Annotated in this window: 22 protein-coding genes and 1 riboswitch; of the genes, 7 read left to right on the forward strand and 15 right to left on the reverse strand. The window is 60.0% G+C overall.

The features are described from left to right. Window positions 1-57: 57 nt before the first annotated feature. Window positions 58-642 (forward strand): Fe-S biogenesis protein NfuA, encoded by a 585-nt coding sequence (gene nfuA / locus AC3IX4_RS11215; protein WP_489260587.1) that lies wholly within the window; start codon window positions 58-60, stop codon window positions 640-642. Between the two features lie 97 nt (window positions 643-739). Here the strand turns inward: nfuA and cobM are convergent, their stop codons facing one another. From cobM to AC3IX4_RS11255, 8 genes are all read right to left on the reverse strand, one after another. Beyond that, window positions 740-1,486: a precorrin-4 C(11)-methyltransferase gene (gene cobM / locus AC3IX4_RS11220; protein ID WP_489260588.1), complete on the reverse strand. Its 747-nt coding sequence runs from the start codon at window positions 1,484-1,486 to the stop codon at window positions 740-742. A gap of 76 nt (window positions 1,487-1,562) precedes the next feature. Then, on the reverse strand, window positions 1,563-1,973 hold the full coding sequence (locus AC3IX4_RS11225) for a cobalamin biosynthesis protein (protein ID WP_489260589.1): 411 nt from the start codon (window positions 1,971-1,973) through the stop codon (window positions 1,563-1,565). Further along, window positions 1,973-2,665, reverse strand: coding sequence for a CbtA family protein (locus AC3IX4_RS11230; protein ID WP_489260590.1), 693 nt, complete (start codon window positions 2,663-2,665; stop codon window positions 1,973-1,975). The genes AC3IX4_RS11225 and AC3IX4_RS11230 overlap by 1 nt, the downstream gene beginning before the upstream one ends. 11 nt (window positions 2,666-2,676) lie before the next feature. Continuing rightward, window positions 2,677-2,862 (reverse strand): CbtB domain-containing protein, encoded by a 186-nt coding sequence (locus tag AC3IX4_RS11235; protein WP_489260591.1) that lies wholly within the window; start codon window positions 2,860-2,862, stop codon window positions 2,677-2,679. A 98-nt stretch (window positions 2,863-2,960) separates the two neighbouring features. Further along, window positions 2,961-3,186, reverse strand: a riboswitch (cobalamin riboswitch). A 669-nt stretch (window positions 3,187-3,855) separates the two neighbouring features. Then, window positions 3,856-4,509, reverse strand: coding sequence for a DUF4225 domain-containing protein (locus AC3IX4_RS11240; RefSeq protein WP_489260592.1), 654 nt, complete (start codon window positions 4,507-4,509; stop codon window positions 3,856-3,858). After that, a complete protein-coding gene (locus AC3IX4_RS11245; protein WP_489260593.1) occupies window positions 4,502-4,990 on the reverse strand; it encodes an Hcp family type VI secretion system effector in 489 nt (162 codons plus the stop codon). The genes AC3IX4_RS11240 and AC3IX4_RS11245 overlap by 8 nt, the downstream gene beginning before the upstream one ends. A 659-nt stretch (window positions 4,991-5,649) precedes the next feature. Further along, window positions 5,650-7,161, reverse strand: coding sequence for a Fic family protein (locus tag AC3IX4_RS11250; RefSeq protein WP_489260594.1), 1,512 nt, complete (start codon window positions 7,159-7,161; stop codon window positions 5,650-5,652). Between the two features lie 190 nt (window positions 7,162-7,351). Continuing rightward, window positions 7,352-8,215, reverse strand: a complete 864-nt coding sequence (locus AC3IX4_RS11255; protein ID WP_489260595.1) for an IclR family transcriptional regulator — start codon at window positions 8,213-8,215, stop codon at window positions 7,352-7,354. Between the two features lie 155 nt (window positions 8,216-8,370). On the opposite strand from AC3IX4_RS11255, the gene AC3IX4_RS11260 reads away from it, so the two are divergent. The 5 genes from AC3IX4_RS11260 to AC3IX4_RS11280 all read left to right on the forward strand — a co-directional run bounded on the left by AC3IX4_RS11260 (window position 8,371) and on the right by AC3IX4_RS11280 (window position 13,835). Next, the gene (locus tag AC3IX4_RS11260; RefSeq protein ID WP_489260596.1) at window positions 8,371-9,525 is read left to right on the forward strand and encodes an acyl-CoA dehydrogenase family protein; all 1,155 of its coding nucleotides are present in this window, start codon (window positions 8,371-8,373) and stop codon (window positions 9,523-9,525) included. Between the two features lie 40 nt (window positions 9,526-9,565). Then, window positions 9,566-11,725 carry an acetate--CoA ligase family protein gene (locus AC3IX4_RS11265; protein ID WP_489260597.1) on the forward strand — a complete coding sequence of 720 codons (2,160 nt, stop codon included), beginning with the start codon at window positions 9,566-9,568 and terminating at the stop codon, window positions 11,723-11,725. An 85-nt stretch (window positions 11,726-11,810) separates the two neighbouring features. Beyond that, window positions 11,811-13,154, forward strand: a complete 1,344-nt coding sequence (locus tag AC3IX4_RS11270; protein ID WP_489260598.1) for an MFS transporter — start codon at window positions 11,811-11,813, stop codon at window positions 13,152-13,154. Between the two features lie 10 nt (window positions 13,155-13,164). Next, entirely contained in the window at window positions 13,165-13,524 is a 360-nt protein-coding gene (locus AC3IX4_RS11275) for a YidH family protein (protein ID WP_489260599.1), read from the forward strand. Beyond that, window positions 13,503-13,835 (forward strand): DUF202 domain-containing protein, encoded by a 333-nt coding sequence (locus tag AC3IX4_RS11280; RefSeq protein WP_489260600.1) that lies wholly within the window; start codon window positions 13,503-13,505, stop codon window positions 13,833-13,835. The genes AC3IX4_RS11275 and AC3IX4_RS11280 overlap by 22 nt, the downstream gene beginning before the upstream one ends. 134 nt (window positions 13,836-13,969) lie before the next feature. On the opposite strand, the gene AC3IX4_RS11285 is transcribed toward AC3IX4_RS11280, so the two are convergent. After that, window positions 13,970-15,382 (reverse strand): aminotransferase-like domain-containing protein, encoded by a 1,413-nt coding sequence (locus tag AC3IX4_RS11285; RefSeq protein WP_489260601.1) that lies wholly within the window; start codon window positions 15,380-15,382, stop codon window positions 13,970-13,972. A 387-nt stretch (window positions 15,383-15,769) separates the two neighbouring features. Between AC3IX4_RS11285 and AC3IX4_RS11290 the strand changes: the two genes are divergently transcribed. Continuing rightward, window positions 15,770-17,188, forward strand: coding sequence for an amino acid permease (locus tag AC3IX4_RS11290; RefSeq protein WP_489260602.1), 1,419 nt, complete (start codon window positions 15,770-15,772; stop codon window positions 17,186-17,188). 373 nt (window positions 17,189-17,561) lie between these two features. Here the strand turns inward: AC3IX4_RS11290 and AC3IX4_RS11295 are convergent, their stop codons facing one another. Genes AC3IX4_RS11295 through AC3IX4_RS11320 form a run of 6 tightly spaced genes read right to left on the reverse strand, consistent with a single transcriptional unit; the run spans window position 17,562 to window position 23,321 of the window. Beyond that, the gene (locus AC3IX4_RS11295) at window positions 17,562-18,374 is read right to left on the reverse strand and encodes an HpcH/HpaI aldolase/citrate lyase family protein (protein ID WP_489260603.1); all 813 of its coding nucleotides are present in this window, start codon (window positions 18,372-18,374) and stop codon (window positions 17,562-17,564) included. Next, window positions 18,371-19,213, reverse strand: a complete 843-nt coding sequence (locus tag AC3IX4_RS11300) for an HTD2 family dehydratase (RefSeq protein WP_489260604.1) — start codon at window positions 19,211-19,213, stop codon at window positions 18,371-18,373. Before AC3IX4_RS11300 ends, AC3IX4_RS11295 begins: the two co-directional genes overlap by 4 nt. A gap of 12 nt (window positions 19,214-19,225) precedes the next feature. Then, window positions 19,226-20,155, reverse strand: a complete 930-nt coding sequence (locus AC3IX4_RS11305; protein WP_489260605.1) for an electron transfer flavoprotein subunit alpha/FixB family protein — start codon at window positions 20,153-20,155, stop codon at window positions 19,226-19,228. A 2-nt stretch (window positions 20,156-20,157) separates the two neighbouring features. Next, the gene (locus AC3IX4_RS11310; RefSeq protein ID WP_489260606.1) at window positions 20,158-20,907 is read right to left on the reverse strand and encodes an electron transfer flavoprotein subunit beta/FixA family protein; all 750 of its coding nucleotides are present in this window, start codon (window positions 20,905-20,907) and stop codon (window positions 20,158-20,160) included. Window positions 20,908-20,935: 28 nt separating this feature from the next. Beyond that, window positions 20,936-22,138, reverse strand: coding sequence for a CaiB/BaiF CoA transferase family protein (locus tag AC3IX4_RS11315; protein ID WP_489260607.1), 1,203 nt, complete (start codon window positions 22,136-22,138; stop codon window positions 20,936-20,938). Window positions 22,139-22,169: 31 nt separating this feature from the next. After that, window positions 22,170-23,321 (reverse strand): acyl-CoA dehydrogenase family protein, encoded by a 1,152-nt coding sequence (locus AC3IX4_RS11320; protein ID WP_489260608.1) that lies wholly within the window; start codon window positions 23,319-23,321, stop codon window positions 22,170-22,172. Window positions 23,322-23,365 lie beyond the last annotated feature (44 nt).

The following is a 23,365-nucleotide window of genomic DNA, read 5'->3' on the forward strand; positions in this document are numbered from 1 at the left end:
ACTTTTGCCTTTGACGGTGTTTCGCGTAAACTGCGAGCAAGTCTGTGAGGAACTTCCATGAGCGCCATTACGATAACCGACGCCGCGCACGATTACCTGGCCGATCTGCTGTCCAAGCAGAACACTCCAGGCATTGGCATACGCATTTTCATCACCCAGCCAGGCACCCAGTACGCAGAAACCTGCATTGCCTACTGCAAGCCAGGCGAAGAAAAGCCTGAAGATACCGCGCTGGGGCTGGCCAGCTTCACCGCTTATATCGATGCGGTGAGCGAACCCTTCCTGGACGATGCGCTGGTTGACTACGCGACCGACCGCATGGGTGGCCAACTGACCATCAAGGCGCCCAATGCCAAGGTGCCGACGGTCAATGCCGATAGCCCGATCAACGAGCGCATCAACTATTACCTGCAGACCGAGATCAACCCCGGCCTTGCCAGCCACGGCGGCCAGGTCAGCCTGATCGAAGTGGTCGAAGACGGCATCGCTGTCCTGCAGTTCGGCGGCGGTTGCCAGGGCTGCGGCCAGGCAGACGTAACCTTGAGAGAAGGTATTGAGCGGACCTTGCTCGAGCGCATTCCTGAGCTCAAGGGCGTTCGCGATGTGACCGACCACTCGCAGAAAGAAAACGCCTACTACTAAGGTGTTCGCTGCAGTTGGCGGCAAATGAAAAAACGGCGCCCCGTGAGCGCCGTTTTTTTATGCCTGGCAGCCCGGGTGTGGGCTGCTCAGTGTCTAATCAGGGGCGATACAAATGAGCATGGCCGGCCCGGTACAGGCTCGATTCGCAGAAGCTGTCTGCTGCCAAGACACGCCCGACCAGTATCAACGCCGTGCGCCGAAAACCCTTGGCTTGCACCTTGCCCAGAATGTCGTCCAGAGTGCCGCTCACCCAGTCCTGGTCCGGCCAGGTTGCGCGATGCACCACGGCGATGGGGCAGTCGCCGCCGTAGTGTGGGCGCAACTCGTCCAGGATTTTCTCCAGGTGCTGAACCCCTAGATGTATCGCCATGGTGGCCTTGTGCTGGGCCAGGCTGTGCAGCTCTTCGCCGAGTGGCATCGGTGATTTGTCGGCGTAGCGGGTCAGGATCACGCTTTGGGAAATGTCCGGCAGGGTCAGTTCGATGCCCAGCAGTGCAGCGCTGGCAGCGGTCGCAGTGACACCAGGGATGATCTCGTAGGGGATGTTCAACTGGCGCAGGCAGCGGATTTGCTCGCCGATGGCACCGTACAGGCTCGGGTCGCCGGAGTGGACGCGGGCCACATCCTGGCCCTTGGCGTGGGCTGCCTGGATCGCATCGATGATCTGCTGCAGGTGCAATTCGGCGCTGTTGATGACCTGCTCGGCTTGATGGCCTTCCAGCACGGCGGTCGGGACCAGGGAGCCTGCATAAATGATCACCGGGCAGCTGCGAATCAAGCGTTGACCCTTGACCGTGATCAGTTCCGCATCGCCGGGGCCTGCGCCAATGAAGTAGACGGTCATGCACGTGTCCTGAAAAAAGAAGGTGAATAGCGCGCTGCTTGAAAAAAATTCAAGTAGCGGGGAGGCGTACCGGGGATTATCGGCGGTTTTCGGTGTGGGTGGCCAATGCCACCGTCGCCTGGGGGCAAGCCCGGCGAGGGCCGATAAAGCTGCAAGGCCCACCCAGGTGCTGTTGGGCGAGGGCCAGGGCGGCACTTTCAGCGACGCCATGGCAGCCGGTATGGGCAAAGGCAATCGCTGATCTGTGCCGCAGCTGGGGCTCGAAGGCTTGCAGTTGCTCGGCGTCGAAAAAGGCCAGCGGCAATTGCAGTTGTTCTGCCAATGCAAGCAGGCCTGGCTCTTCGCGCTTATGGGCAATACTGGCCAACCCCGCAAGGTTCACCCAGGTCAGGCCCTCAGCGAGCAAGGCCTGTTCAAGCAGGCTGCCCAGCACCTCGGCGGAGCAGCCTCGTTGGCAGCCCAGACCGGCTACCACTTGCCTTGGCATCAAGCCTGGCCAGGACGACGATACAACCAGGCGCAGATCAGGCCTAGCCCAAGCCAGAACAGCGCGTTGGTGACCAGCGAGGCGACCTTGAATTGAGCCTCCAGTGCCTCGGGTGCCAGCATCTCATGCACTTCGGGCTGTGGCGCGCCCAGCACGTGCGGGGCAACCAGCAGCACTGCGCCGACGATCTTGAGCACCCAGTGCTTGTTGAACACGATCAGTGCCAGCCCCACGGCAGTCGCCCCTGCGGTGCCAATCCACCAGGCCTGGCGCAGGGCCAGGTCGGCAGCGGCGGTGCCGGGCAACTCGGGCGGCAGGCCCAGGGTCGGCGCCAGCACGAACACGGCAAAACCGGCCAGGCCCCAGAGCAGGCCTTCAGCGGTGCGACCAGGGGCGCGCAAGGTGAAGAGGGCGGCCAGCATCAGGGCAAAACCTACCGCTACGACCAGGTTGCCACCGGTGGTGGACAGCACGCGCTGCCAGCCGTCTTCCGGCGACCAGGCTTCGGCGTCATGGCTGTGGGCGGCGGCGCCTTCGGCGTGTGAGTGGGCGACTTCGGCAGCCGGCGCTGCGTTCTCATAGGTTTCGGCTTGAAGAATCAGCGGCGCGACCCAGAAGCTTTGCAGCAGGGTCAGGAACAGGGCGGAGAGCAAGCCGCCAAAACAGGCGGTGCGAGCGATACGCTTGATCATGTCGGTGGTTCTCAGTGGCACGGGAAGGCAGCGCTGTGACGGGTGTCATGCGCGGCGTTGTGAACGGCTTCGATGTGCGAGAACCCGGCGAAATAAACGAGGCAAGCGCCCAGGACGGCAGCGCCGATGGCGACGACAAGGCGTTGGGTCTGGGTAGATGTGACCGCGGCGGTATGGTTGGCGGTAGTAATCGGCATGGCGCTTCCCTCTGGGTGATTATCGAGGTGGCCAAGCGCAAGCGCCCCCCGCAAGGCATGCCTGCAGAGGTTGCAACAGCGCCCGCCCACCGCGGGTTGTGTCAAATCTGGATCGGGCCGGTCTCCGGGCTCGCGAGGGGCCAGTTACCGTGGCCTGCAAGAATCGCCTTCCCATGCCGGACTGCTGGCACAGTGGATCTGATTCTTCTCTCGCTTACCGTTGCGGGGGCAGCGCCGGAATTGTCCGAGCCCCTGTTGAAAGAGGCCTGACGCACCGGTTTCCCGTTTCACCCTGTAAAGGGCACCCGAACGAATGCGCTAGGAGAGCATGCGCAGGTCGGGTGCGTCAAGTTGTAGGAGCCCAGCTTGCTGGCGATGGGCGCACCGTGGTTTGCCTGATGGACCGCGGCGATCCCATCGCGATGGTCCGGCATTCCGGCAAGGTCAGCTCAGAAATCTGAGCACCGCGGTATTGAGGTGGAACCGCGAAGGCCAGCAGGTGAAAACGCCAGGTGGCCTTGGCGATCACTTGGCGTGGTTCGCCGATGACGATGGTCGGCGAGCCGAGGCAGCTGTATGGAAACGTCGTAGGTCTCAGGGAAAGATAACATGCCTCCTAATTTCAATTGGTTACAAATAATGCCGAGACAATCAAACGAATCCAACTTGTAGGGTTGAAGGGGTCATAGTGCATGTACTAACCTTGATCGCTCTATAGAAAAGGTAACTTGCATGAATTTTGAGAATTTGCGTTATTATTTTTCTGTCACCATTCTGGTTTGCTCCTGCGCCATATTTTATACGGGTGTTTTTGTGTGGTTGATGAGGAAGCTAATAGATTTTGAAGGATTGTATTTAGAGATGGCTTACATAGTTGTGTATGTGGTGATTGTGTTTGCAGGTTTGCGATTTTACATACCGAGGCTGAGAGGTAGTGCATAAATTTCGGGAGGGAGGTCTATTGTTTTTCCTGTGCTTCTGAATGTATTGAATTCAAGGTGAGTGTGTCGACCAATCCCTCAAAAAAAGAGCTAGTTTGCTCGACTGTTTGTAAACCCGTTCGTGGTTGATCGGATCATGCCGGAATAGCTGAAAAGTTTCTGGTTTACGTGTCATCCTGGTAAGTCCGAAAACCGATAGACCCAAGTCGGCGGAGTAGTACGCTATGTTGCCTTTTGACTCATCACTGAAAATTCCCTGATAGATGCGCCTGACGGGACCAACAGTATCAGGTGCGTCCGGGCCATTGTAAATATTGCCGAAACCTTCATAGATGTTGTTAGCACCGTGCGCAATCAGTAACGCGCCCAGAGGTGTTCCGATGCCTGCGGTACTGGCGATGGATCTTACGCCCGCTTCAACCTGTACCGTGCCAGCGACTATGCCTATCGCATTTTTTGCATAGAAGCTAACCTTCGACGATAACCCCTCATACTCTGCCTTTATCTGATGCACACCCTCCCAAGCGCTGATAAGTCCCTCATCAACCGCCCTGATGATCTGGTTGACGGATGAAGAAATGAAAGCGCTAAACTTCAGCCGCGTAATGCCATCATTGAAGTGAGTTGCACCCACGGTACACCCATAGGCAACCAGATCTGCGGCAGCCTTGGTCACGTCGTGAATGTCACATTGTTCCTCATTCATTGTGCTGACCCCAGAATGCATAAGCACTGGTTCCCGCCTGCAGGTGGGTCCAGGAGATATCGCTGTAGCTGATGGCGACGAGTTCCTGTGGGTCTGTGTCTGAGAGGTGTATGGCGTGGGGCACATCGAGGCTGATATGGGTGATGCGAGCGCCTCTGAGTTCGATGGAGTAATACTTGCTCTGACCTCCCGACGGAGCCAGGCGGTAGAAGTTGATGATGCATTTGAGCTCTTCGCCTCGATCAAGGGCGCTAGCAAGCAGGGGAGAGGATTTATCGATGTTTTTTGTGATAACCACCGGCCGATGCTGACCTACGCTGGTTGAGTGGCTGGTGTAGAGGTCGTGCGAGTAGGCGAGCACCATGATTTCATCGGTGTGGCCTACTTGGCATTTGTTGCCAATGGAGTCCTGGGTTGAACAGCCCGCCGATATCAGTCCCTGTGCCTTGCCGGTAATGGTCATGTAGCTATGGATAGCCATGTCTTTCGCTCCTTGATGAGCCCGCTGAACGTGGGTTTGAAGGTTTTTCGCAAAAGAAAGGCGAGAGATCAGTCAGGCGTTTCTCGTATTTGGAAGGAAATTTCCCAAGGTAATTATTTACCGCTGAAGTGCCTTCATTTACTGCGCAGCCTTCATCGCAGGCAAGTCGGAGCGCCGAACCCTTGGCTCAGTCGAGAGACGCATAAGGTAGGAGCCCAGCTTGCTGGCGATGGCCTCACCGCGGTCATACAGGAGAACCGCATAGCCTTCTCCGCAAGCCGGGTTTGCCGGATTGCCGGACCACCGCGATGAACGCACCGCGGTTTACCTGATGTACCGCGGTGAGGCCATCGCCAGCAAGCTGGGCTCCTACAGAGGTCTGCGCAGGGTCAGGTCTTTGTCGTCGAGTTTGATCTTGTAGGCGACGAAGGCGTCTGCGACCTCGGCCGAAGGCAGCCAATATTCGGGGCGGAGGGTTCGCTGGTCGGCTGCCATTTTCTATAGGCTTCGGAAATTTCCCAGAACTCTTTGGGGAATGGCTTTCTAATAAGTCTGCGGCATCACCTTGCACTTCCTGCCCTGCGACGACCTTCAGGTCACCACCTCCTGCCATAACTACCCGTAGCTGTCCGCTAACGAATAGCGATAGCTGATGTCAGCTACTCATCGTCGGCCTCGCCTTGTTGTTTTTCCAACGCTTGCTGTCTAAGTAGAGACTGTGTGACCTGCTCAATGTAATCCAGTACCTCAGTCTGAACCGAATATTGGTACTGCTTACGACGGTTCTTGGAAACGGTCCCATTATTTGTCAGGCACATCATCACGAGGTTGGCCAAGTCGCTACCGCGCACGTCATAGGTTTCATTGACCGTCCGCACGACTTTTTCATAGTTCTCAAGGAATATTGTCTCTTCACGAAGCTCAACTTCAAGAGCCCGCTTCGCCATTTCCAAGGTGAACCGGACCCCGGGCGTGGCATCCCAGAAGCGATAGATCGCCGGATCACCGGTAAAGTCAAACGAGTACTGCCCCTGATCGATCCACCGGACATCCCAAAACTCTCGTGCCGGACGCGAGAACTGCAGCAGCGTCTCCAGGTACAGATGTTCCTCGCGCTTCATAGCGACAGAGACTGGTAGGAGCAAACCGTTCTCCAGTGCGCCGGCGCGGCACAACGTTTGGTGGATCAGAAAACGGGAGAGGCGGCCGTTCCCGTCCATGAACGGATGAAGAAAAACGAAGCCGAACGAGATGACTCCCGCAGCTATCAGAGGATCGATGCGCGCTGGCGCGTCATTCCCCAGCGCCATTAATTGCACCATCAGCTCACGGCAGAGGTCTGGCTCAGGCGGGACGTATGTGACCCCCGCGGCTCCTTGCAGGCCACTCGCTAAATGGTTCTGCTCATGGCGAAACGCCGCGGCCATGTCGAAGGGATTCGAGATCGTCGCATTCTGCAGGTGGACCAAGTAGTCCTCACTCAGTGGAATACGCTCGTGAGCCTGGCGAAGCAATTTGATGAATTTGCGCGCTTTGTCCTCGCTTGGCGACTCTTTCTCTATCGCAAACGAATCCTGGGTTTCGTGGAGGTATGCCCAGTTAATGGCGCGATCCATCATTCCCGACGGAAGGCTTTGAATAAAGTCCTGGGCGCGGGCAAGAATATCGTGCTCAAGGAGTTCGACAATTTCGGGGGTGCGTTCAACGGTGGCGCAATATGCGATCGTCCCAATACCGTTGAACTCCACCCGCCAGCGAGAATTACGCTCTCCGGGCATCGTCACGTACAGTTTTGGGTCGAACAGAGGGACGAAAGCACCTCGCACTGGAGAAGGCTGTCGCAGCTCCTCACCGGAGAAGGCTTCGCGTAGAAAGCAGGCTTTTCGGATGTAGATACCGTTGGGGGCTCTTTCTAACTCTGCTTCCAGGCTCGCTGCAGGAACCTGCGGCAGAGCCTGGGCCAGAATGGCAAGATTGATACCCTCATGCTTAAGCGCGAATAGTAGATGACCCAGCAGATCTTCTGGCGCGGGCGCAATATTTGGCGGTACGGCCAAGGTTTCCCCGATCCGCTTGATCCGAGTGACCGGCTGAACCTTTGCCGGTCGGCGCAAAGGGAAAGCTGAAAGCCGCAGTGACTCCTGCAACCAGGCGTATCCAGCTGAGTTCATGGCGCAAATCCTTAATTTCTTGCTCTTGCCACGAAATTTTTCTTCAGTGTGCCAAGAAAATCTTAATTTTATGAAATTAACCTGATTTTTTCTTAACTGGCTAGCGATATTGCTGGTGTCTAGATCGGGCTGCCCCAACCATGTTCGAATTGCGGGCTCAATGCACTTTCCGCCTACATCCGTGAACAACCTAATAAATCCCCATCATCCCTTCAATACTGCGCACCATCGACACCAACCGTGGGCCAATATCCCTGGCCAGTTGCCCCTCATCGAGCATGAATGCCGACACGCCGCAGTTGAACACCAGGATTTCACCGTCCTGCATCGCCCGCATGGGCACGGCGACCGCGTGAATCTCCCGGCGCAAATCGCCATAGGACAAACAGAAACCGCGCTCCTGATATTCCTGGATGCTCTGCTCAATGCGCGGCTGAAACTGCTTCCAGTCCTCGGGGCTGCGCACTTTGATTTCGTTCAGCAGGGCGGTGCGGTCCTCCCGCGAGGATGCCGCGATCAACGCGCGGCCCATGGCCGTGCGGGCAATGGGGTAGCTCAGGCCGACGTCCGGTGGATGGCTCATCGGGGCGTTGCTGCGGCTGCTTTCCAGATACACGACATTGAGCCGATCGCGCATCCCCAGGGAGACGGAGCCGCGAATATGGTCCGCCAACTCTTTCATGAACGGCCGGGCGATCTGGCGAATATTCAGGCTGGCCAGCAAGGGGTAGCCTATGGAGAGTACCGCCGAGCCCATCTGGTACTTGTTGTTCATCCGGTTGATGCGCAGGTAGCCCAGGCGCACCAAGGTGTAGGTAAAGCGCGAGATGGTCGCCTTTGCCATCCCGGTGCGAGCCGCCAGCTCAGCGTTGCCTAACTGGGTGTCACGCGGTGTGAAGCAATGCAGGATCTCCAGGCCGCGGGCCAGGGTCGTGGCGAATTGGCGATCATCGGCGAATTCGTCGGGCAGGCAATGCGTGGCTGGAGAATGCCAATCCTCAGGCGCCAGCTCCTGCTGGGGCGTGGAGCGCTTGTGCTGCTCTTCGTTGTCCACTGTCCACCTCCACTGCGTAGGAATAACAGCAAGACTGCCACCAATGTTCAAACTATTCAAACAGTGTTCCACATAGTCGAACAGTCATTGCGATTATGTTCGCTCTGCTGCCATATGGTTCTTAACAAATATAAAAAACATGGCAGGAGGTAGAAATGATCAGAGACTCCCAAGCATTCGAGTCGTTTCTCAATGACGTGCGCCGATTCGTGCGCGAGCAAGCGATGCCCCTTGAGGCGCAGGTCGAAGAGGCCGACCAAGTGCCTGAGGCGCTGGTGCAGCAGATGCGCGACCAAGGCTATTTTGGCTGGAGCATTCCCCAGGGCTACGGTGGCGCGGGCTTGACCACCGAAGAGCTGGTGCTGGCGGCTTTCGAACTCTCCCAGTGCTCCGTGGCGTTCCGCGCCCGGGTTGGTACTAACACCGGGATTGGCTCCGAAGGCATCGTCGTCGATGGCACCGAGGAGCAGAAGCAACGTTACCTGCCGAACCTGGCCAGTGGCCTGTGGACCGGCTGCCTGGCGGTCACCGAGCCTGAAGCAGGCTCCGAAGCCACCAACGTGCAAACCTCTGCCCGCCGCGAGGGTGACCACTATGTCCTCAACGGCGAGAAGTGCTACATCACCAACGGCCCGATTGCCGATGTGTTCACGGTCACGGCCCGCACGGAGCCTGGCAGCAAGGGCGCCAAAGGTGTCTCGGCGTTTATCGTGGAGCGCAGCATGCCAGGGCTTTCGACCGGCCCTGCGTATCGCAAGATGGGGCAGGCCGGTTCGCCGGTCGGCTCGGTCTACTTCAACGATTGCATTGTGCCTGCGGCCAACCTGATCGGCGGGGTCGAAGGCCAGGGTTTCAGGACGGTCATGAAAACCCTCAACAAGCAGCGCATTCATCTGGCAGCCCTGTCCACCGGCCCTGCCATGCGCATGCTGGCCATGGCCGTCGAGCACGCCAAGGCCCGGGAGCAGTTCGGCCAGCCGGTGGCGAACTTCCAATTGGTCCAGGCAATGATTGCCGACTGTCAGACCGAGATCTTCGCCGCTCGCTCGATGATTCTCGAAACCGCTCGAAAGCGCGACCGAGGCGAGGATGTGGTGCTCGAAGCTTCGATGTGCAAGTACTTCGCCACGGAAATGTGTGGGCGAGTGGCTGACCGCTGCGTGCAGATCTTCGGTGGCGCAGGCTATGTGGCCGACCACTCCTCGATTGAGCGCTGGTACCGCGATATTCGGCTGTTCCGCCTTTATGAAGGCACCAGCCAGATTCATCAACTGAATATCGCCAAGCAGGTACTGGCCGCGACTCGCTAACGCGAGCGCGCCGCCCTTCCTCTCTCGCAGGACCATCGCCATGTCTGACTTCGAGCTGTTTTTCAAACCCCGTTCCATCGCCGTGATCGGTGCCTCCCAGGACCTTGCGTCCATCAGCGGCCAACCCATCGCACACCTGAAAGCCAAGGGCTATTCGGGCCAGATTCTGCCCGTCAACCCACGTTATGACGAAGTGGCCGGGTACACCTGTTACCCGGACATCGGCTCGCTGCCGACCGCCCCGGATGTCGCAGTGATTGCCGTCGGCGCCAAGCGCGTGCCCCAGGCCTTGACTGACCTGGGTAACAAAGGCTGCCGCTTTGCTGTGATCCTCTCCTCGGGCTTTGCCGAAGCCGGGGAAGAGGGCGCCGAGGCGCAGCGCACCATTACCGCCATTGCGCGTTCTTTCCAGATGCAAGTGATCGGGCCCAATTGCCAGGGCTACATGAATATCAGCGAAGGTATCCATGTGGGGTTCGGTGCGCCTTATGGCCTGGACTACCCACGGGGCCATTTGAGCCTCACCTCGCAAAGCGGGGCGTTTGGTAATTCGATCGTGATGCTGGCCAGCCAAGAGGGGGTCGGGTTTCGCCACTACGTCTCCACCGGCAACGAGTCGGTAACGACCTCCCTGGATTTCATGGACGCCATGATCGACGACCCCCAGACCCACGTCATCGCAGGCTACGTGGAAGGCTTCCAGGACGCCCATCGGCTGATTGGCATTGGTCGTCGCGCATTGGCCGCTGGCAAGCCGATGCTGGTCTGGAAAGTGGGCACGTCCGAGGCGGGCGCTCGCGCCGCCGCTTCGCATACTGCCAACCTGGGCGGTGCCATGGCGCTGTATCGGGCCGCGTTCCGCCAGAGTGGCATCATCGAAGTCAATGATGTCGGCGATCTGGCCGACTGCGCCAAGGCCTTGCTGCCAGGCCGGCTGCCCAAGGGCAACCGTCTGGCCATCGTGACGATTTCTGGTGGTGCTGGCATTGCCATGGCTGACGGTGCGGCCGAAGGTGGCCTGGAGTTGCCGGAACTGGCTCCAAGCACCGTCGCCGCGCTCAAGGAGGTACTGCCTTCGTTTGCGGCCGTGGCTAACCCGATGGACGTGACCGCCAGCCTGCTCACCGATGTGAACCTGCTCAGGGCGACGTTGGAGCAACTGGCCAGCGACCCGAACGTAGACATGATCGGGCTGGCCCTGGCAGCGGCGAGTGGCAAGTTGGCGGTAGAACTGGCCAACGAAATTGTGCGTGTTTCTCGCGAGCGCAGCATTCCGATCCTGGTGGCCTGGAACGCCGACCCAGCCTCGACCCAAGCCGCTTATGACATTCTCGACGCGGCCGGTATCCCGCGTTATCAGTCCCCGGTTCGTTGTGCGCGTGGCGCCTCGGCGTTGGCGGCTTTCGCCCAGGCCCGTACCAGCTTGCAGCAATCGGCAGGTGAAGCTGCAACGGTGCTCGATTGCCCTGAGGCGCGGCAGATCATGGCGGGGCGGACCACCGACCTGACCGAGTTCGAAGCGAAAAAGCTGCTGCAGCACTACGGCATCGGCATCACCCGCGAGGCGCTGGCGACCCAGCCTGAGCAGGCCAGCCGAATCGCTTCGGCCATGCAAGGCCCGGTGGTGCTGAAAATCCAGTCGGCGCAGATCCCGCACAAAACCGAAGCCGGTGGTGTTCGAGTAGGAATCGAGGGTGACGAGGCGGTCACCGCCGCGTTTGATCAGATTATCGACAATGCCCGCGCTTATGCACCCGATGCGACACTCGATGGTGTGTTGGTGCAGGAAATGGTCAGCGGCGGGGTCGAGCTGATTCTGGGCATCCAGAACGACCCGTTGTTCGGGCCGGCGGTGATGGTCGGCTTTGGCGGTATCTTTGCCGAAGTGATGAAAGACGTCAGTTTCCGTCTGGCGCCAATTACCCGTTCGGATGCCGAGTCGATGGTCCGCGAGCTGCGGGGGTTTGCAATATTGGACGGTGCTCGTGGGCGGCCCAAGGCTGACGTGGCCGCCTTGATCGAGACGTTGATGCGCTTATCGGCGATGGCCGTCGACTTGCGTGAGTGTGTTCAGGAGTTGGATATCAATCCGCTGTTTGTGATGAAGGCGGGAGAAGGAGCAAAAGCCGGTGATGCCTTGGCCAAGCCTATGGTCGAGCATCACGTGGTGATGGATGAGGTTGCGCCCTGCGAAGGGTGAGACCGCACGTTCCAGGAATCCTGGCGGCCCAAGCCATGGGCCGCCCCTTTGTATCGACTTCACACTTGCAGTCATCGAGGGTCACATGAATATTGCTCAACCACAAGAAACCGTGCTCAACCAGTATCCGTCCGACGAAGTAGAGCGGACGTACCGAAAACTGGCCCTGCGGCTGATGCCGTTCTTGATTATTTGCTACATCGTTTCCTATCTGGACCGGGCGAACATCAGTTTCGCCAAACTGCAATTCATGAGCGACCTGGGCTTTTCCGAGGCCGCTTATGGGTTGGGCGCCGGGTTGTTCTTTATCGGTTATATCCTGTTCGAAGTACCGAGCAATCTCTGGATGCAGCGTATCGGCGCTCGCCGCACGCTGCTGCGGATCATGATTCTGTGGGGCCTGATCTCCAGCGCCATGATGTTCGTGAACACGCCCATGCAGTTCTATGTGATGCGATTTTTCCTGGGGGCCGCCGAGGCCGGTTTCTTCCCAGGGGTCATCTTGTACCTCACCTACTGGTTCCCCGCCGCACGTCGCGGGCGCGTGACCGGTTTCTTCATGCTGGGTGCTGCTTGCGCCGGGATCATTGGCGGGCCGGTATCGACCTGGATCATGGCCCACATGGCAGGCCTGCATGGGCTGCATGGCTGGCAGTGGCTGTTTTTGCTGGAAGGGATGCCGGCTGTGCTGCTGGGTGTCGTCGCGTTCTATTACCTGTGTGACCGCCCAAGCGAAGCCAAGTGGCTGAGCGAGCGGGAGAAGGCCATCGTGATGGCCGATATGGCCGCTGAAGAGCACGGCGAGGTGAAAGGTAAAGGCCATGGCTTGGGCGAAGCGCTGCGCAACCCCAAGGTCTACCTGGGCATCGCTGGCTACTTTTGCGTACTGGTGTCGTTCAATGCCATCGGCTTCTGGGCGCCCACCATCATTCGTGATGCGGGCGTACAGGACTTGGTCAGTGTCGGCCTGTTGTCCAGTGTGGTGTTCCTGGCTGGAGCGATCGGTACCTATATTGTCGGCTACAGTTCGGATCTGCGCATGGAACGGCGCTGGCACCTGGCGGCCTGTGGCGCCGTCGTCGCCCTGTGCTTCGCGCTGTTCCCAGTGTTCGCCCACAGCATCCCGGTTGTCGTCACACTGCTGGCCCTTGCCGCGGCGGCGTCCTATGGCGGTTTTGTGGTGTTCTGGACCATTCCACCGACCTTTCTGACCGGCCATACCAAGGCCAGTGGTATCGCCCTGGTTACCAGCCTTGGGGGCATCGGCGCCTTTGTCAGCCCAACGTTGGTGGGGTGGATGAAGACCACGACTGGCAGTATCTATCCTGGGCTGGCGATTCTGGGCGGCATTACGTTGCTCGGCGCCGTTCTATTGCTCATCGCCTTGCCGGCTGGCAAGCGTCAGGCGACCACCACACAAACACGGTAAGGAGTCAGTGATGCGTGTACCCCAATGGCAGCAGCAAGGTGAAGAGCCGGACTATCGGTTTTCGCTGGCCAACGAACGGACTTTCCTGGCGTGGATCCGTACCGCGCTTGGATTGCTGGCAGGTGGGCTGGTGCTTGATCAGTTCTCTACCAAGCTTGGCCCGTATCATCTGGTGGTGGGCCTGGCAATTGCCTTCGGGGTGCTCGCGGCGGTGCTGTGTACCTTGGCTTATGTGCGCTGGCGGGCCAACGAAATTGCCATGCGTCATAAACGCCGTTTGCCAGCGACGATGGCCATCGCACTGCTTGCAATGGCCATCGTCGGGATCGTGGCCGTGGTGGTGCTGTTATGGCTATTGAAGCTGCTGTGATTCGCGACCCAGGGCTTCAGGCCGAGCGCACGGCGCTGTCCTGGAGCCGCACCGGGTTTTCGGTGTTGGCCAATGCGCTGCTGGCGCTGCGTTCGGGGTGGGTGAATCAGCAATTGCCAGTGACAGTTCTGGCCTGTGTGTTGCTGGTGGCGTCGACGACGGTCGTGCTCTATGGCGCCCGGCGCAAGCGCCAGTTGCTGAGCGGGGCCGGGGTGATGGCGCCGTCCGCGCGTGCAATGACGGCAACATCGCTGGTCGCGCTGGCCGCGTGCATGACTGCATTAGCAGCCATGTACGCAACTTTAATATAAATACCGTCTTGACCGTCTGTAGCCGCTGCCGTCAGGCTGCGATCGACCGCGAAGCGGGCGCAGGGTCGCGTGAACGCACCGGCGCCCCTGACGGGCCGCATCGCAGCCTTCGGCAGCGGCTACAGCGTTTCGCCTTAGCCGATGTGGGAACGGGCGAACAAGGCTTCCAGCTGGCGCCACAGCGCAGGGTCGGTGCTGAAGGCCACGTTGAAGCGCATCCAGCCGGTTGCTTTTGAATCCACCATGAACAATTGGCCCGGGCCGAGCATGATGCCGTTTGCCAGTGCATCGTCGACCAGCGCGGCGCTGTCGGCAATGCGTGGGTGACGAGCCCAGAGATACATGCCTTCGCCAGGCTCGACGAAAATCTTGAAGCCCAGTCGGGTCAACTGCCGGCTGGCCTCTTGCTGGGCTTCGGCCAAGCGCTGGCGCAGGCGCTTGAGGTGCTTGCGCCAGCGACCATCAGTGATCGCGGCATAGACCACGCGCTCCATCACCTGGGAGGTGGTCAGGCCCGAGCGCATCTTCAGTTGCAGCAGTTGTTGCATCAATTGCGGGTTGGCCAGCATGTAGCCGACTCGCACATTGGGCGAGATGCTTTTGGAGTAGCTGCCGACATACACCACCTGCTGCAAATGATCGAGGCTGCTCAGGCAGGGCAGGGGGTCGGCGATCATGTCGGCATACAGGTTGTTTTCCACCAGGCGGAAATTGTGCTGGTTGGCCAATTGCAGCAGTCGGTGCAGCTGCGCCAACGGCGTGCGTGAGCCGGTCGGGCTGTGCAGGTGCGGCTGGGTAAAAAACACCGTGGGCCGATGCTGCATCAGCAGTCGCTCAAGGTGATCCAGGTCATAGCCGGCCGGGGTGCGAGGCACGCCGATCAAGGTGGCGCCCTGAAAACGCAGGATGCTCATCAGGTTCGGGTAGCCAGGGTCGTCCACCAAGACCACATCGCCTGGGCGCACCAGGGTCCGCACGGCCAGGTCCAGGGCCTGGCTGGCGCCATGGGTGAGCATCAATTGCGCGGGGTTGGCGACGATGCGCAGGTCTTGCTGCAGGTTCTGGGCGGTCAGGTTGCGCAGTTCCAGCAAGCCCATCGGATCACCGTAGCCGCTCAGTTCCATCGCGCTGCCGGCCACTTGGCGCATGCCGCGGCGCAGGCCGTCTTCGAACATCCAGTCATTGGGCAGCCAGCCGCAGCCAGGCTTGAACGTCAGTTGGCGGCTTTCGAAGATTTGTTGCAGGTACCACTCGGAATTGAACTCGGGTTTGCCAGGCTCCGCTTCGACTTGGCTGTCCAGACGCTCGGGCACCGCGCGATTGACGAAAAAGCCGGCGTTGCCGCGGCTGACCAGCAGGCCTTGGGCCACCAGCCGATCATAAGCCTCCACCACCGTGAAGGTGCTGACCGAATAGGTGGCGGCAAAGGCCCGGATCGACGGAACCTTGGCGCCGGGCTTGAGGGTCTGGTTATCGATCAGGTCACGCAACCCGTTGATGATTTGGTTGACGAGCGGCTCGGCCGAATCGGGATTTAGTTCAAGCATTAAGACTGTGCCTTCAGGTGTGCGTAACGCCGGGCGCCTGCACGGAGAGGGGTGTATTGCATTAGCGGCCTGTACAGTGCAGTGAAACTTTCGCGGTGCTGTGCATGGCTCTCTTTGACAGACATTTTTACATTAGGGGTCTGTTATCGCCAGTTAAAGCACGTTGACGCTTCATGAACCCTCACAACGCACTTCATCACGCATCGATCAATAGGCCCCAGGAGCTGTCCCTGGCGCGCTGAGCACGATTGACGACCCACCAGGCGAGACCACCTGAGCAGGCCGCAATCCATCCCGTACACAATCAAATATCGATCAGCAGGCAACCACTGGCCCATGCCGGTTATGCGCGTTGATCGGACGACAAGAAAAAGGGGTCATTTACAGATGGACGCAACATCCACATCCACCACCACGACAGTGGAGAACGAGAGCAAGCTCAGTGCTTCGCTCAAGTCTCGCCACTTGACCATGATGTCCATTGCCGGGGTGATCGGCGGGGCATTGTTCGTGGGTTCCGGCAGCGTGATCCATAGCGCGGGCCCGGCGGCTATCCTGGCTTACTTGGCCGGCGGCATCCTGGTCGTGCTGATCATGCGCATGCTCGGCGAGATGGCCACTTCGTCGCCAGACACCGGCTCGTTCTCCACCTATGCCGAGCGCGCCATCGGCCGCTGGGCCGGCTTTACCATCGGTTGGTTGTACTGGTGGTTCTGGGTCATCCTGATGGCTTGGGAAGCCTTTGTCGCCGGCAAGATCCTGCATGGCTGGTTCCCCTCGGTCGACGTCAACGTCTTCACGCTGGCAACCACGCTGGTGCTGATCGGCGTCAACTTCTTCAACGTCAAGCACTACGGCGAGTTCGAGTTCTGGTTTGCCCTCATAAAGGTGGTGGCGATCATCTGTTTCATTGTGGTGTGCGGGATGGCCGTGATGAACTTGTGGCCCACCGGTGAAGCGCACGGCCTGAGCAACCTGACCGCCGTCCAGGGCTTTATGCCCAACGGTTTTGAGTCCGTGGTGGTGGCCATGCTGGGGGTGATGTTTGCCTTTCTGGGCGCGGAAATCGTCACCATTGCGGCCTCCGAATCGAAGAACCCGTCCGAGCAAATCGTCAAGGCGACCAACTCGGTGGTGTGGCGGGTGTGCCTGTTCTACGTCGGCTCCGTGTTCCTGATCGTTGCTCTGGTGCCGTGGAATGATCCGCTGTTGGGCCAATCTGGCTATGGTTCGTACCGTCGCACCCTGGAATTGCTGGGTATTCCGGGTGCCGAGTTGGTGATGAACTTCGTGGTCTTGACCTCGGTCAGCAGCTGCCTGATCTCGGCGCATTACACCGCTTCGCGCATGCTGTTCTCGCTGGCGACCCGTGGTGACGCGCCGAAGTTCTTCAAGTACACCCGCCCCGGCACCGGTGTACCGGTGTTCGCCATCATCGGTTCTTGCTCGGTGGCGGTGTTTGTCGCGCTGATCAACTTCAGCGAGACACTGCGCCCGAAAGACGTGCTGGACGTGCTGATGAACACCACCGGCATGATCGCGATGCTGGTGTACCTGGTGATCGCCTTCTCGCAACTGAAAATGCGCCGCAAGCTGGAAGCTGAAGGCAAGCCGATTCGCCTGAAGATGTGGCTGTTTCCTTGGCTGACCTACCTGGTCATTGCGTTCATCATTGCGTGCCTGGTGACCATGGCCTTTGTGCCGGACTACCAAGTGCTGGTGATTTCCACCGGCGCTGCGGCGGCGGTGGTGGCATTGATGGGTGTGTTTATGCATTGGCGGGCTGCCAAAGCCATCCAACGCTGATTGAGATCTGCGTGCCCCTGTAGGAGCCAGCCTTGGCTGCGATGGCCGCACTGCGGTGTATCTGGCAGACCGAAGCGCCTGCATCGCGGCTAAAGCCGGCTCCTACCGACCTGTGTAGGAAGCCAGCCTTGGCTGCGATGGCCGCACTGCAGTGTATCTGGCAGACCGAAGCGCCTGCATCGCGGCTAAAGCCGGCTCCTACCGACCTGTGTAGGAGCCAGCCTTGGCTGCGATGGCCGCACTGCGGTGTATCTGGCAGACCGAAGCGCCTGCATCGCGGCTAAAGCCGGCTCCTACCGACCTGTGTAGGAGCTGCTTGGCTGCGATGGGTGCGCCGCGGTATATCTGGCAGACCGAAGCGCCTGCATCGCGGCTAAAGCCGGCAAATGATGGAGCGGGCTCGGCCGATGACCGGCGCATCCACCATCTGCCCCTCCAGCAAAAAGACCCCTTCGCCCGATGCGGCGGCTTCCAGAATGCGCCGTGCCCAGCGCAACTCCTCTTCGCTGGGTTGCAGGGCGCCATGGATCACCGCCACTTGCGCGGGATGAATGCACAGCGCACCGCCAAACCCCATGTCGTGGGCGTATTGGACGGTATCGCGCAGTCCTTCGACGTCCTGGATACCTGGAAAAACGCCATCCAGTGCCGGCGCAAGACCTGCTACCCGAGTGCTCAACAGCACCGCATAACGGGCCTGGTCAAGCACCTGCTCGGCGGCGCGGCTGCCGTTTCGCAGGTTCAGATCCAGGCCCAGGTCCAGGCTGCCGAACGCCAGGCGCTCCACCCCCTTGGCAGCGGCAATGCTGTCGAGGGCGGCCAGGCCACGAGCGCTCTCGATGATCGGCCAGACTGCTTTGCCGGTTTGGGCGGCGACCAGCACTTGCGCCGCTGTTTCTGCCTTGGGCAGCAGCACGCCAGTGATGCCTGCATGACGCTTGCACAGCGCCAGGTCCGCCTCGTGGGCCCAATGTTCTGGTGCATTGACGCGTACCAGCAATTGAACATCGGCGTGGTCGAGCACAAAGCGCTCCAGGTTGTCTCGCGCCTGTTCCTTCAGGCTTTCTTCTACCGCGTCTTCCAGGTCGACAATGACGCGATCAGCGCCGCTGGCAAGCGCCTTGGCAATGCGTTCAGGGCGCGTGGCCGGGACGAACAGGGCGCTGCGGATCACCGATGGGCTCATGGCTGGGTTCCTTCTTCGAACTCGATTTCTCCGATCTGTGCGACGCCGTCCTGATTGCCTGCCCACACCTGCGCCTTGCCGGGCTCGATCACGCGCCCGCCCACTTCAAAGGGCTGGGGTGAGATCAATGGGCGTACCCCGCGAAAGCTGAAGTGCTTGAGTGTCGCCCCGGGATGGGCGCGCAAGAAGGCCCGCAGGTTCAGGGTGGCGATCAGCGGACCATGGATCACCAAGCCTGGGTAGCCTTCGGTTTCGGTGACATAGGGGTGGTCATAGTGGATGCGGTGACCGTTGAAGGTGACCGCCGAGTAGCGGAACAGCAGCGTGGCATCGGGCTCCACGGCCTCCTGCCACTGACCTTCGTGCAACGGCTCGGTGCCGCCGAGTTTGGGCGGGGAGGGTTCGCGGTAGACGATGTCTTGCTCATCGAGCAATACACTGTCGCCGTCCTGGAAGAACTCATGGCGCACGGTGACGAACAGCAGCGAGCCGGTGCGACCGTGTTTTTCCTCGACATTGAGAAGGGTCGAGACACGGGTGACTTCTGCACCGACCTGCAACGGCTGCTTGAAGGTCAGCCGGCTGCCGGCCCACATGCGGTTGCGATTGTCGGCAGGCGGCAGAAAACCGCCCCTGGCCGGGTGGCCGTCCTGCCCCAGGCCGCCTGCTGCGACCGGGTCCTGGAAGAATGCCCAATGCCACAGGGGGGGGAGCGCCTGGCCCGGTTGCGGGGCGGCTTCGCTCAGCGTCGCGGCGATGCGCCTGACCAGGTTGTGGCTGATCTGGTCATGGCTTTCTTCGGTTCGGCCGATCCAGCTGGAAAAATCGAGAGTGCTCATGGAGTATCTCCCTTACATCGCTGAAGTCAGTGGCGGCAGCACATCGAACAAATCCGCCACCAAACCATAATCGGCTACCTGAAAGATCGGCGCCTCTTCGTCCTTGTTGATCGCAACGATCACTTTGGAGTCTTTCATACCGGCCAAGTGCTGGATCGCGCCGGAGATACCGACGGCGATGTACAGCTGGGGCGCGACGATCTTGCCGGTCTGACCGACTTGCATGTCGTTCGGTACAAAACCTGCGTCGACCGCGGCGCGGGAAGCGCCGACGCCAGCACCCAGCTTGTCGGCCAGCGCATACAGGTGCTTGAAGTTGTCGCCGTTCTGCATGCCACGACCGCCGGAAACGACGATCTTGGCAGCGGTCAGCTCAGGGCGATCGGACTTGGCCAGCTCTTCACCCACAAAGGACGAGATACCGGCGTTGTGCGCCGCCGCTACGGTTTCAATCGAAGCCGAACCGCCTTCTGCAGCAACAGGGTCGAAGCCAGTCGCACGCACGGTGATGACCTTGATGGCCGCCGTCGATTGCACGGTGGCAATGGCGTTACCGGCGTAGATCGGGCGCTTGAAGGTGTCGGCGGATTCTACCGAGATGATCTCGGAGATCTGGTCGACGTCCAACTGGGCGGCCACGCGCGGCAGGATGTTTTTGCCGTTGGAGGTGGCAGGCGCGAGGATGTGGCTGTAGCCAACACCTAGCTCTGCAATCAGCGGCGCAACGTTTTCCGGCAGTTGGTGGGCGTAGGCAGCGTTGTCAGCTACCAGCACCTTGGCCACGCCTGCGATTTTCGCAGCCGCTTCGGCCACACCACCGACATTGGCGCCAGCAACCAGCACATGAATGTCGCCACCGATCTTGGCGGCAGCCGCCACGGTGTTCAGGGTGGCCGGGGCCACTGCTTTGCTGTCGTGGTCCGCGATTACCAAAATAGTCATGCTTAGATCACCTTCGCTTCGTTCTTCAATTTCTCGACCAGTTCTGCAACCGACTTGACCTTGATGCCTGCGCTGCGAGCAGCCGGCGCTTCAACTTTCAGGGTCGTGTTGGTCGAAGCGGTGGAAACACCCAGTGCGTCCGGAGTGACGGTTTCCAGCGGCTTTTTCTTGGCCTTCATGATGTTGGGCAAGGACGCGTAGCGAGGCTCGTTCAAGCGCAGGTCGGTGGTGACGATGGCCGGCAGTTTCAGAGCAACCGTTTGTGCGCCGCCGTCGATTTCGCGGGTCACCGCCACGCTGTCGCCGGATACTTCGACCTTGGAGGCGAAAGTGCCCTGACCGTAGCCGCTCAAGGCTGCGAGCATCTGGCCAGTCTGGTTGTTATCACTGTCGATGGCCTGTTTGCCAAGGATGACCAGTTGAGGCTGCTCCTTGTCTACAACAGCCTTGAGCAGCTTGGCCACGGCCAGGGAAGTCAGCTCTTCGGCAGACTCCACCAACACCGCGCGATCGACCCCCAATGCCAGCGCTGTGCGCAATTGCTCCTGAGCAGTAGTGGGACCGATGGAGACGACCACAACTTCAGTTGCCACGCCTTGTTCTTTCAGGCGCACGGCTTCTTCCACGGCGATTTCGCAGAAGGGGTTCATGGACATCTTGACGTTAGCCAGGTCGACGCCGGAGTTGTCCGCTTTGACGCGAACCTTGACGTTGTAATCGACCACTCGTTTTACCGCTACAAGGACTTTCATGAACGTCTATTGCTCCAGTCATCGTTATTCAAATGGCACCGTCGGCGCGTAGGCTCGCGATGCATTCCGGGGGCAAGCCAAGTCCCGACAGGATTTGCTCGGTGTGCTCGCCAAGACCTGGCACAGGGTCCATGCGTGGGGCAAAAGCGCTGTTGGAAGCAGGGGGTAGCAGGCTGGGGATTTGGCCTGCGCTGGTGCCCACTTCGCGCCAGCGGTCTCGTGCATTGAGTTGGGGGTGGTCCCACACACCCTGCATGTCGTTGACCCGGGCATTGGCGATCTGCGCCTGGTCCAGGCGTGCGATCACCGCGTCGAAGTCGAGGAGTGCGAACGCCGTGACGATCAACTCGCGCAGCACATCGCGGCTCTCGACGCGCTTGAAGTTGGCGTTGAAGCGTTCATCGCTCGCCAGTTCCGGTTGTTGCAGCACGTGCTCGCAGAACATCTGCCATTCGCGTTCGTTCTGCAGCCCCAACATCACGGTGCTGCCATCGCCTACGGGGAAGGGGCCGTAAGGGTAGATCGTGGCATGAGCGGCCCCGGCCCGTGGCGGCGGTGGTGCCCCTTCATAGGCGTAGTACATCGGGTAGTTCATCCATTCGACCAGGCTTTCGAGCATCGACACATCGAGGTGGCTGCCGACCCCGGTCTTTTCGCGCAGCAGCAAGGCGCTGAGAATGCCGGTGTAGGCATACATGCCGGCCGCGATGTCAGCAATGGAGCATCCGGCCTTGGCCATTTCATGCTCGCCAGGGCCACCGGTAACCGAAAGGAAGCCCGCTTCGCTCTGGATCAGCAGGTCGTAGGCTTTGCGTTTCTCATAGGGGCCACCGACGCCGTAGCCGGAAATGTCGCAGACAATCAGCCGTGGAAACCGCTGGCTCAAGGACTCAAAGCCAAGCCCCAGGCGAGCCGCCGCACCCGGTGCGAGGTTCTGGACCAGCACGTCGGCGGTTTCCAGCAAGCGTTCGAGTATGTCGCTGGCAGCCTCCTGCTTGACATCCAGGGTCAGGCTTTCTTTCGAGCGATTGGCCCAGACGAAATGCGAGGCCAGGCCATCGACACGCTGATCGTAACCACGGGCAAAGTCGCCAGCCCCTGGGCGTTCCACCTTGATGACTCGTGCGCCGAGGTCGGCGAGTTGGCGGGTACAGAAGGGCGCCGCGATGGCATGTTCGAGGCTGACGACGGTGATGCCGTCCAGTGGTCGTGTCCCTTGGATCTGACTCATGCGGTTATCTCCGTTGATGGCACCAGGCGGTTCAAAACGAGCGCGGCAGCTCCAGCAAATGCTCGGCCACATACGACAGGATCAGGTTGGTGGAGATCGGCGCGACCTGATACAGGCGGGTCTCGCGGAACTTGCGCTCTACGTCGTACTCGGTGGCAAAGCCGAACCCACCGTGGGTTTGCAGGCAAGCGTTGGCCGCTTCCCAGGACGCCTTGGCCGCCAGGTACTTGGCCATGTTCGCGGCCGCACCGGCGTTTTGGCCGTTGTCGTATTGCGCGCAGGCCTGCCAGCGCATCAGGTCAGCCGCCTCGATCTCGATGTGCGCCTCGGCGATGGGGAACTGCACGCCCTGGTTTTGCCCGATGGGCCGGCCGAACACCACGCGATCACGGGCATACTGCGCGGACTTTTCGATAAACCAGCGACCGTCACCGATGCACTCAGCGGCGATCAGCGTACGCTCGGCATTCAGGCCATCGAGGATGTAGCGAAAACCCTTGCCTTCCTCGCCGATCAGGCTGTCTGCTGGAATTTCCAGGTTGTCGAAGAACAGCTCGTTGGTCTCGTGGTTGACCATGTTGGCGATCGGCTGCACGGTCAGGCCGTTGCCGATGGCCTCGCGCAGGTCGACCAGGAAAATCGACATGCCCTCGGACTTTTTCTTCACTTCGGCCAGTGGGGTGGTGCGAGCCAGCAGGATCATCAGGTCCGAATGCTGGACCCTCGAGATCCACACCTTCTGGCCGTTGATCACGTACTTGTCGCCCTTGCGCACGGCGGTGGTCTTGATCTTGGTGGTGTCGGTGCCGGTGGTGGGCTCGGTGACGGCCATCGACTGCAGGCGCAGTTCGCCGCTGGCCAGTTTGGGCAGGTAATAGCTTTTTTGCGCCTCGCTGCCGTTACGCAGCAGCGTGAACATGTTGTACATCTGGCCGTGGATGGTCCCGGAGTTGCCGCCGCAGCGGTTCACTTCTTCGAGAATCACCGAAGCTTCGGCCAGGCCCAGGCCCGAGCCGCCGTATTCTTCGGGGATCATTGCCGATAGCCAGCCGGCTTCGGTCATGGCCTTGACGAAGGCTTCAGGAAAGCCTTTTTCTTCGTCGATCTTGCGCCAGTAGGCGGCATCGAATTCGGCGCACAGGGCGCGCACGCCTTCGCGGATGGCATTGAGTGCTTCAGTCATTATTGTTCTCTCCAATTTGCCCCTTGTAGGAGCCGGGTTTACCC

The organism is Pseudomonas sp. KH_021, from assembly GCF_057838865.1.

What these genes read in the sequence shown, in the direction of transcription:
- AC3IX4_RS11275 (WP_489260599.1), top strand. Translation starts at nt 13,165, where the DNA reads ATGCGTGTACCCCAATGGCAGCAGCAAGGTGAAGAGCCGGACTATCGG.
- AC3IX4_RS11240 (WP_489260592.1), bottom strand. Translation starts at nt 4,509, where the DNA reads ATGAATGAGGAACAATGTGACATTCACGACGTGACCAAGGCTGCCGCA.
- AC3IX4_RS11225 (WP_489260589.1), bottom strand. Translation starts at nt 1,973, where the DNA reads ATGCCAAGGCAAGTGGTAGCCGGTCTGGGCTGCCAACGAGGCTGCTCC.
- cobM (WP_489260588.1), bottom strand. Translation starts at nt 1,486, where the DNA reads ATGACCGTCTACTTCATTGGCGCAGGCCCCGGCGATGCGGAACTGATC.
- AC3IX4_RS11285 (WP_489260601.1), bottom strand. Translation starts at nt 15,382, where the DNA reads ATGCTTGAACTAAATCCCGATTCGGCCGAGCCGCTCGTCAACCAAATC.
- AC3IX4_RS11280 (WP_489260600.1), top strand. Translation starts at nt 13,503, where the DNA reads ATGGCTATTGAAGCTGCTGTGATTCGCGACCCAGGGCTTCAGGCCGAG.
- AC3IX4_RS11300 (WP_489260604.1), bottom strand. Translation starts at nt 19,213, where the DNA reads ATGAGCACTCTCGATTTTTCCAGCTGGATCGGCCGAACCGAAGAAAGC.
- AC3IX4_RS11245 (WP_489260593.1), bottom strand. Translation starts at nt 4,990, where the DNA reads ATGGCTATCCATAGCTACATGACCATTACCGGCAAGGCACAGGGACTG.
- AC3IX4_RS11295 (WP_489260603.1), bottom strand. Translation starts at nt 18,374, where the DNA reads ATGAGCCCATCGGTGATCCGCAGCGCCCTGTTCGTCCCGGCCACGCGC.
- AC3IX4_RS11250 (WP_489260594.1), bottom strand. Translation starts at nt 7,161, where the DNA reads ATGAACTCAGCTGGATACGCCTGGTTGCAGGAGTCACTGCGGCTTTCA.
- AC3IX4_RS11290 (WP_489260602.1), top strand. Translation starts at nt 15,770, where the DNA reads ATGGACGCAACATCCACATCCACCACCACGACAGTGGAGAACGAGAGC.
- nfuA (WP_489260587.1), top strand. Translation starts at nt 58, where the DNA reads ATGAGCGCCATTACGATAACCGACGCCGCGCACGATTACCTGGCCGAT.
- AC3IX4_RS11320 (WP_489260608.1), bottom strand. Translation starts at nt 23,321, where the DNA reads ATGACTGAAGCACTCAATGCCATCCGCGAAGGCGTGCGCGCCCTGTGC.
- AC3IX4_RS11305 (WP_489260605.1), bottom strand. Translation starts at nt 20,155, where the DNA reads ATGACTATTTTGGTAATCGCGGACCACGACAGCAAAGCAGTGGCCCCG.
- AC3IX4_RS11270 (WP_489260598.1), top strand. Translation starts at nt 11,811, where the DNA reads ATGAATATTGCTCAACCACAAGAAACCGTGCTCAACCAGTATCCGTCC.
- AC3IX4_RS11260 (WP_489260596.1), top strand. Translation starts at nt 8,371, where the DNA reads ATGATCAGAGACTCCCAAGCATTCGAGTCGTTTCTCAATGACGTGCGC.
- AC3IX4_RS11235 (WP_489260591.1), bottom strand. Translation starts at nt 2,862, where the DNA reads ATGCCGATTACTACCGCCAACCATACCGCCGCGGTCACATCTACCCAG.
- AC3IX4_RS11230 (WP_489260590.1), bottom strand. Translation starts at nt 2,665, where the DNA reads ATGATCAAGCGTATCGCTCGCACCGCCTGTTTTGGCGGCTTGCTCTCC.
- AC3IX4_RS11265 (WP_489260597.1), top strand. Translation starts at nt 9,566, where the DNA reads ATGTCTGACTTCGAGCTGTTTTTCAAACCCCGTTCCATCGCCGTGATC.
- AC3IX4_RS11310 (WP_489260606.1), bottom strand. Translation starts at nt 20,907, where the DNA reads ATGAAAGTCCTTGTAGCGGTAAAACGAGTGGTCGATTACAACGTCAAG.
- AC3IX4_RS11315 (WP_489260607.1), bottom strand. Translation starts at nt 22,138, where the DNA reads ATGAGTCAGATCCAAGGGACACGACCACTGGACGGCATCACCGTCGTC.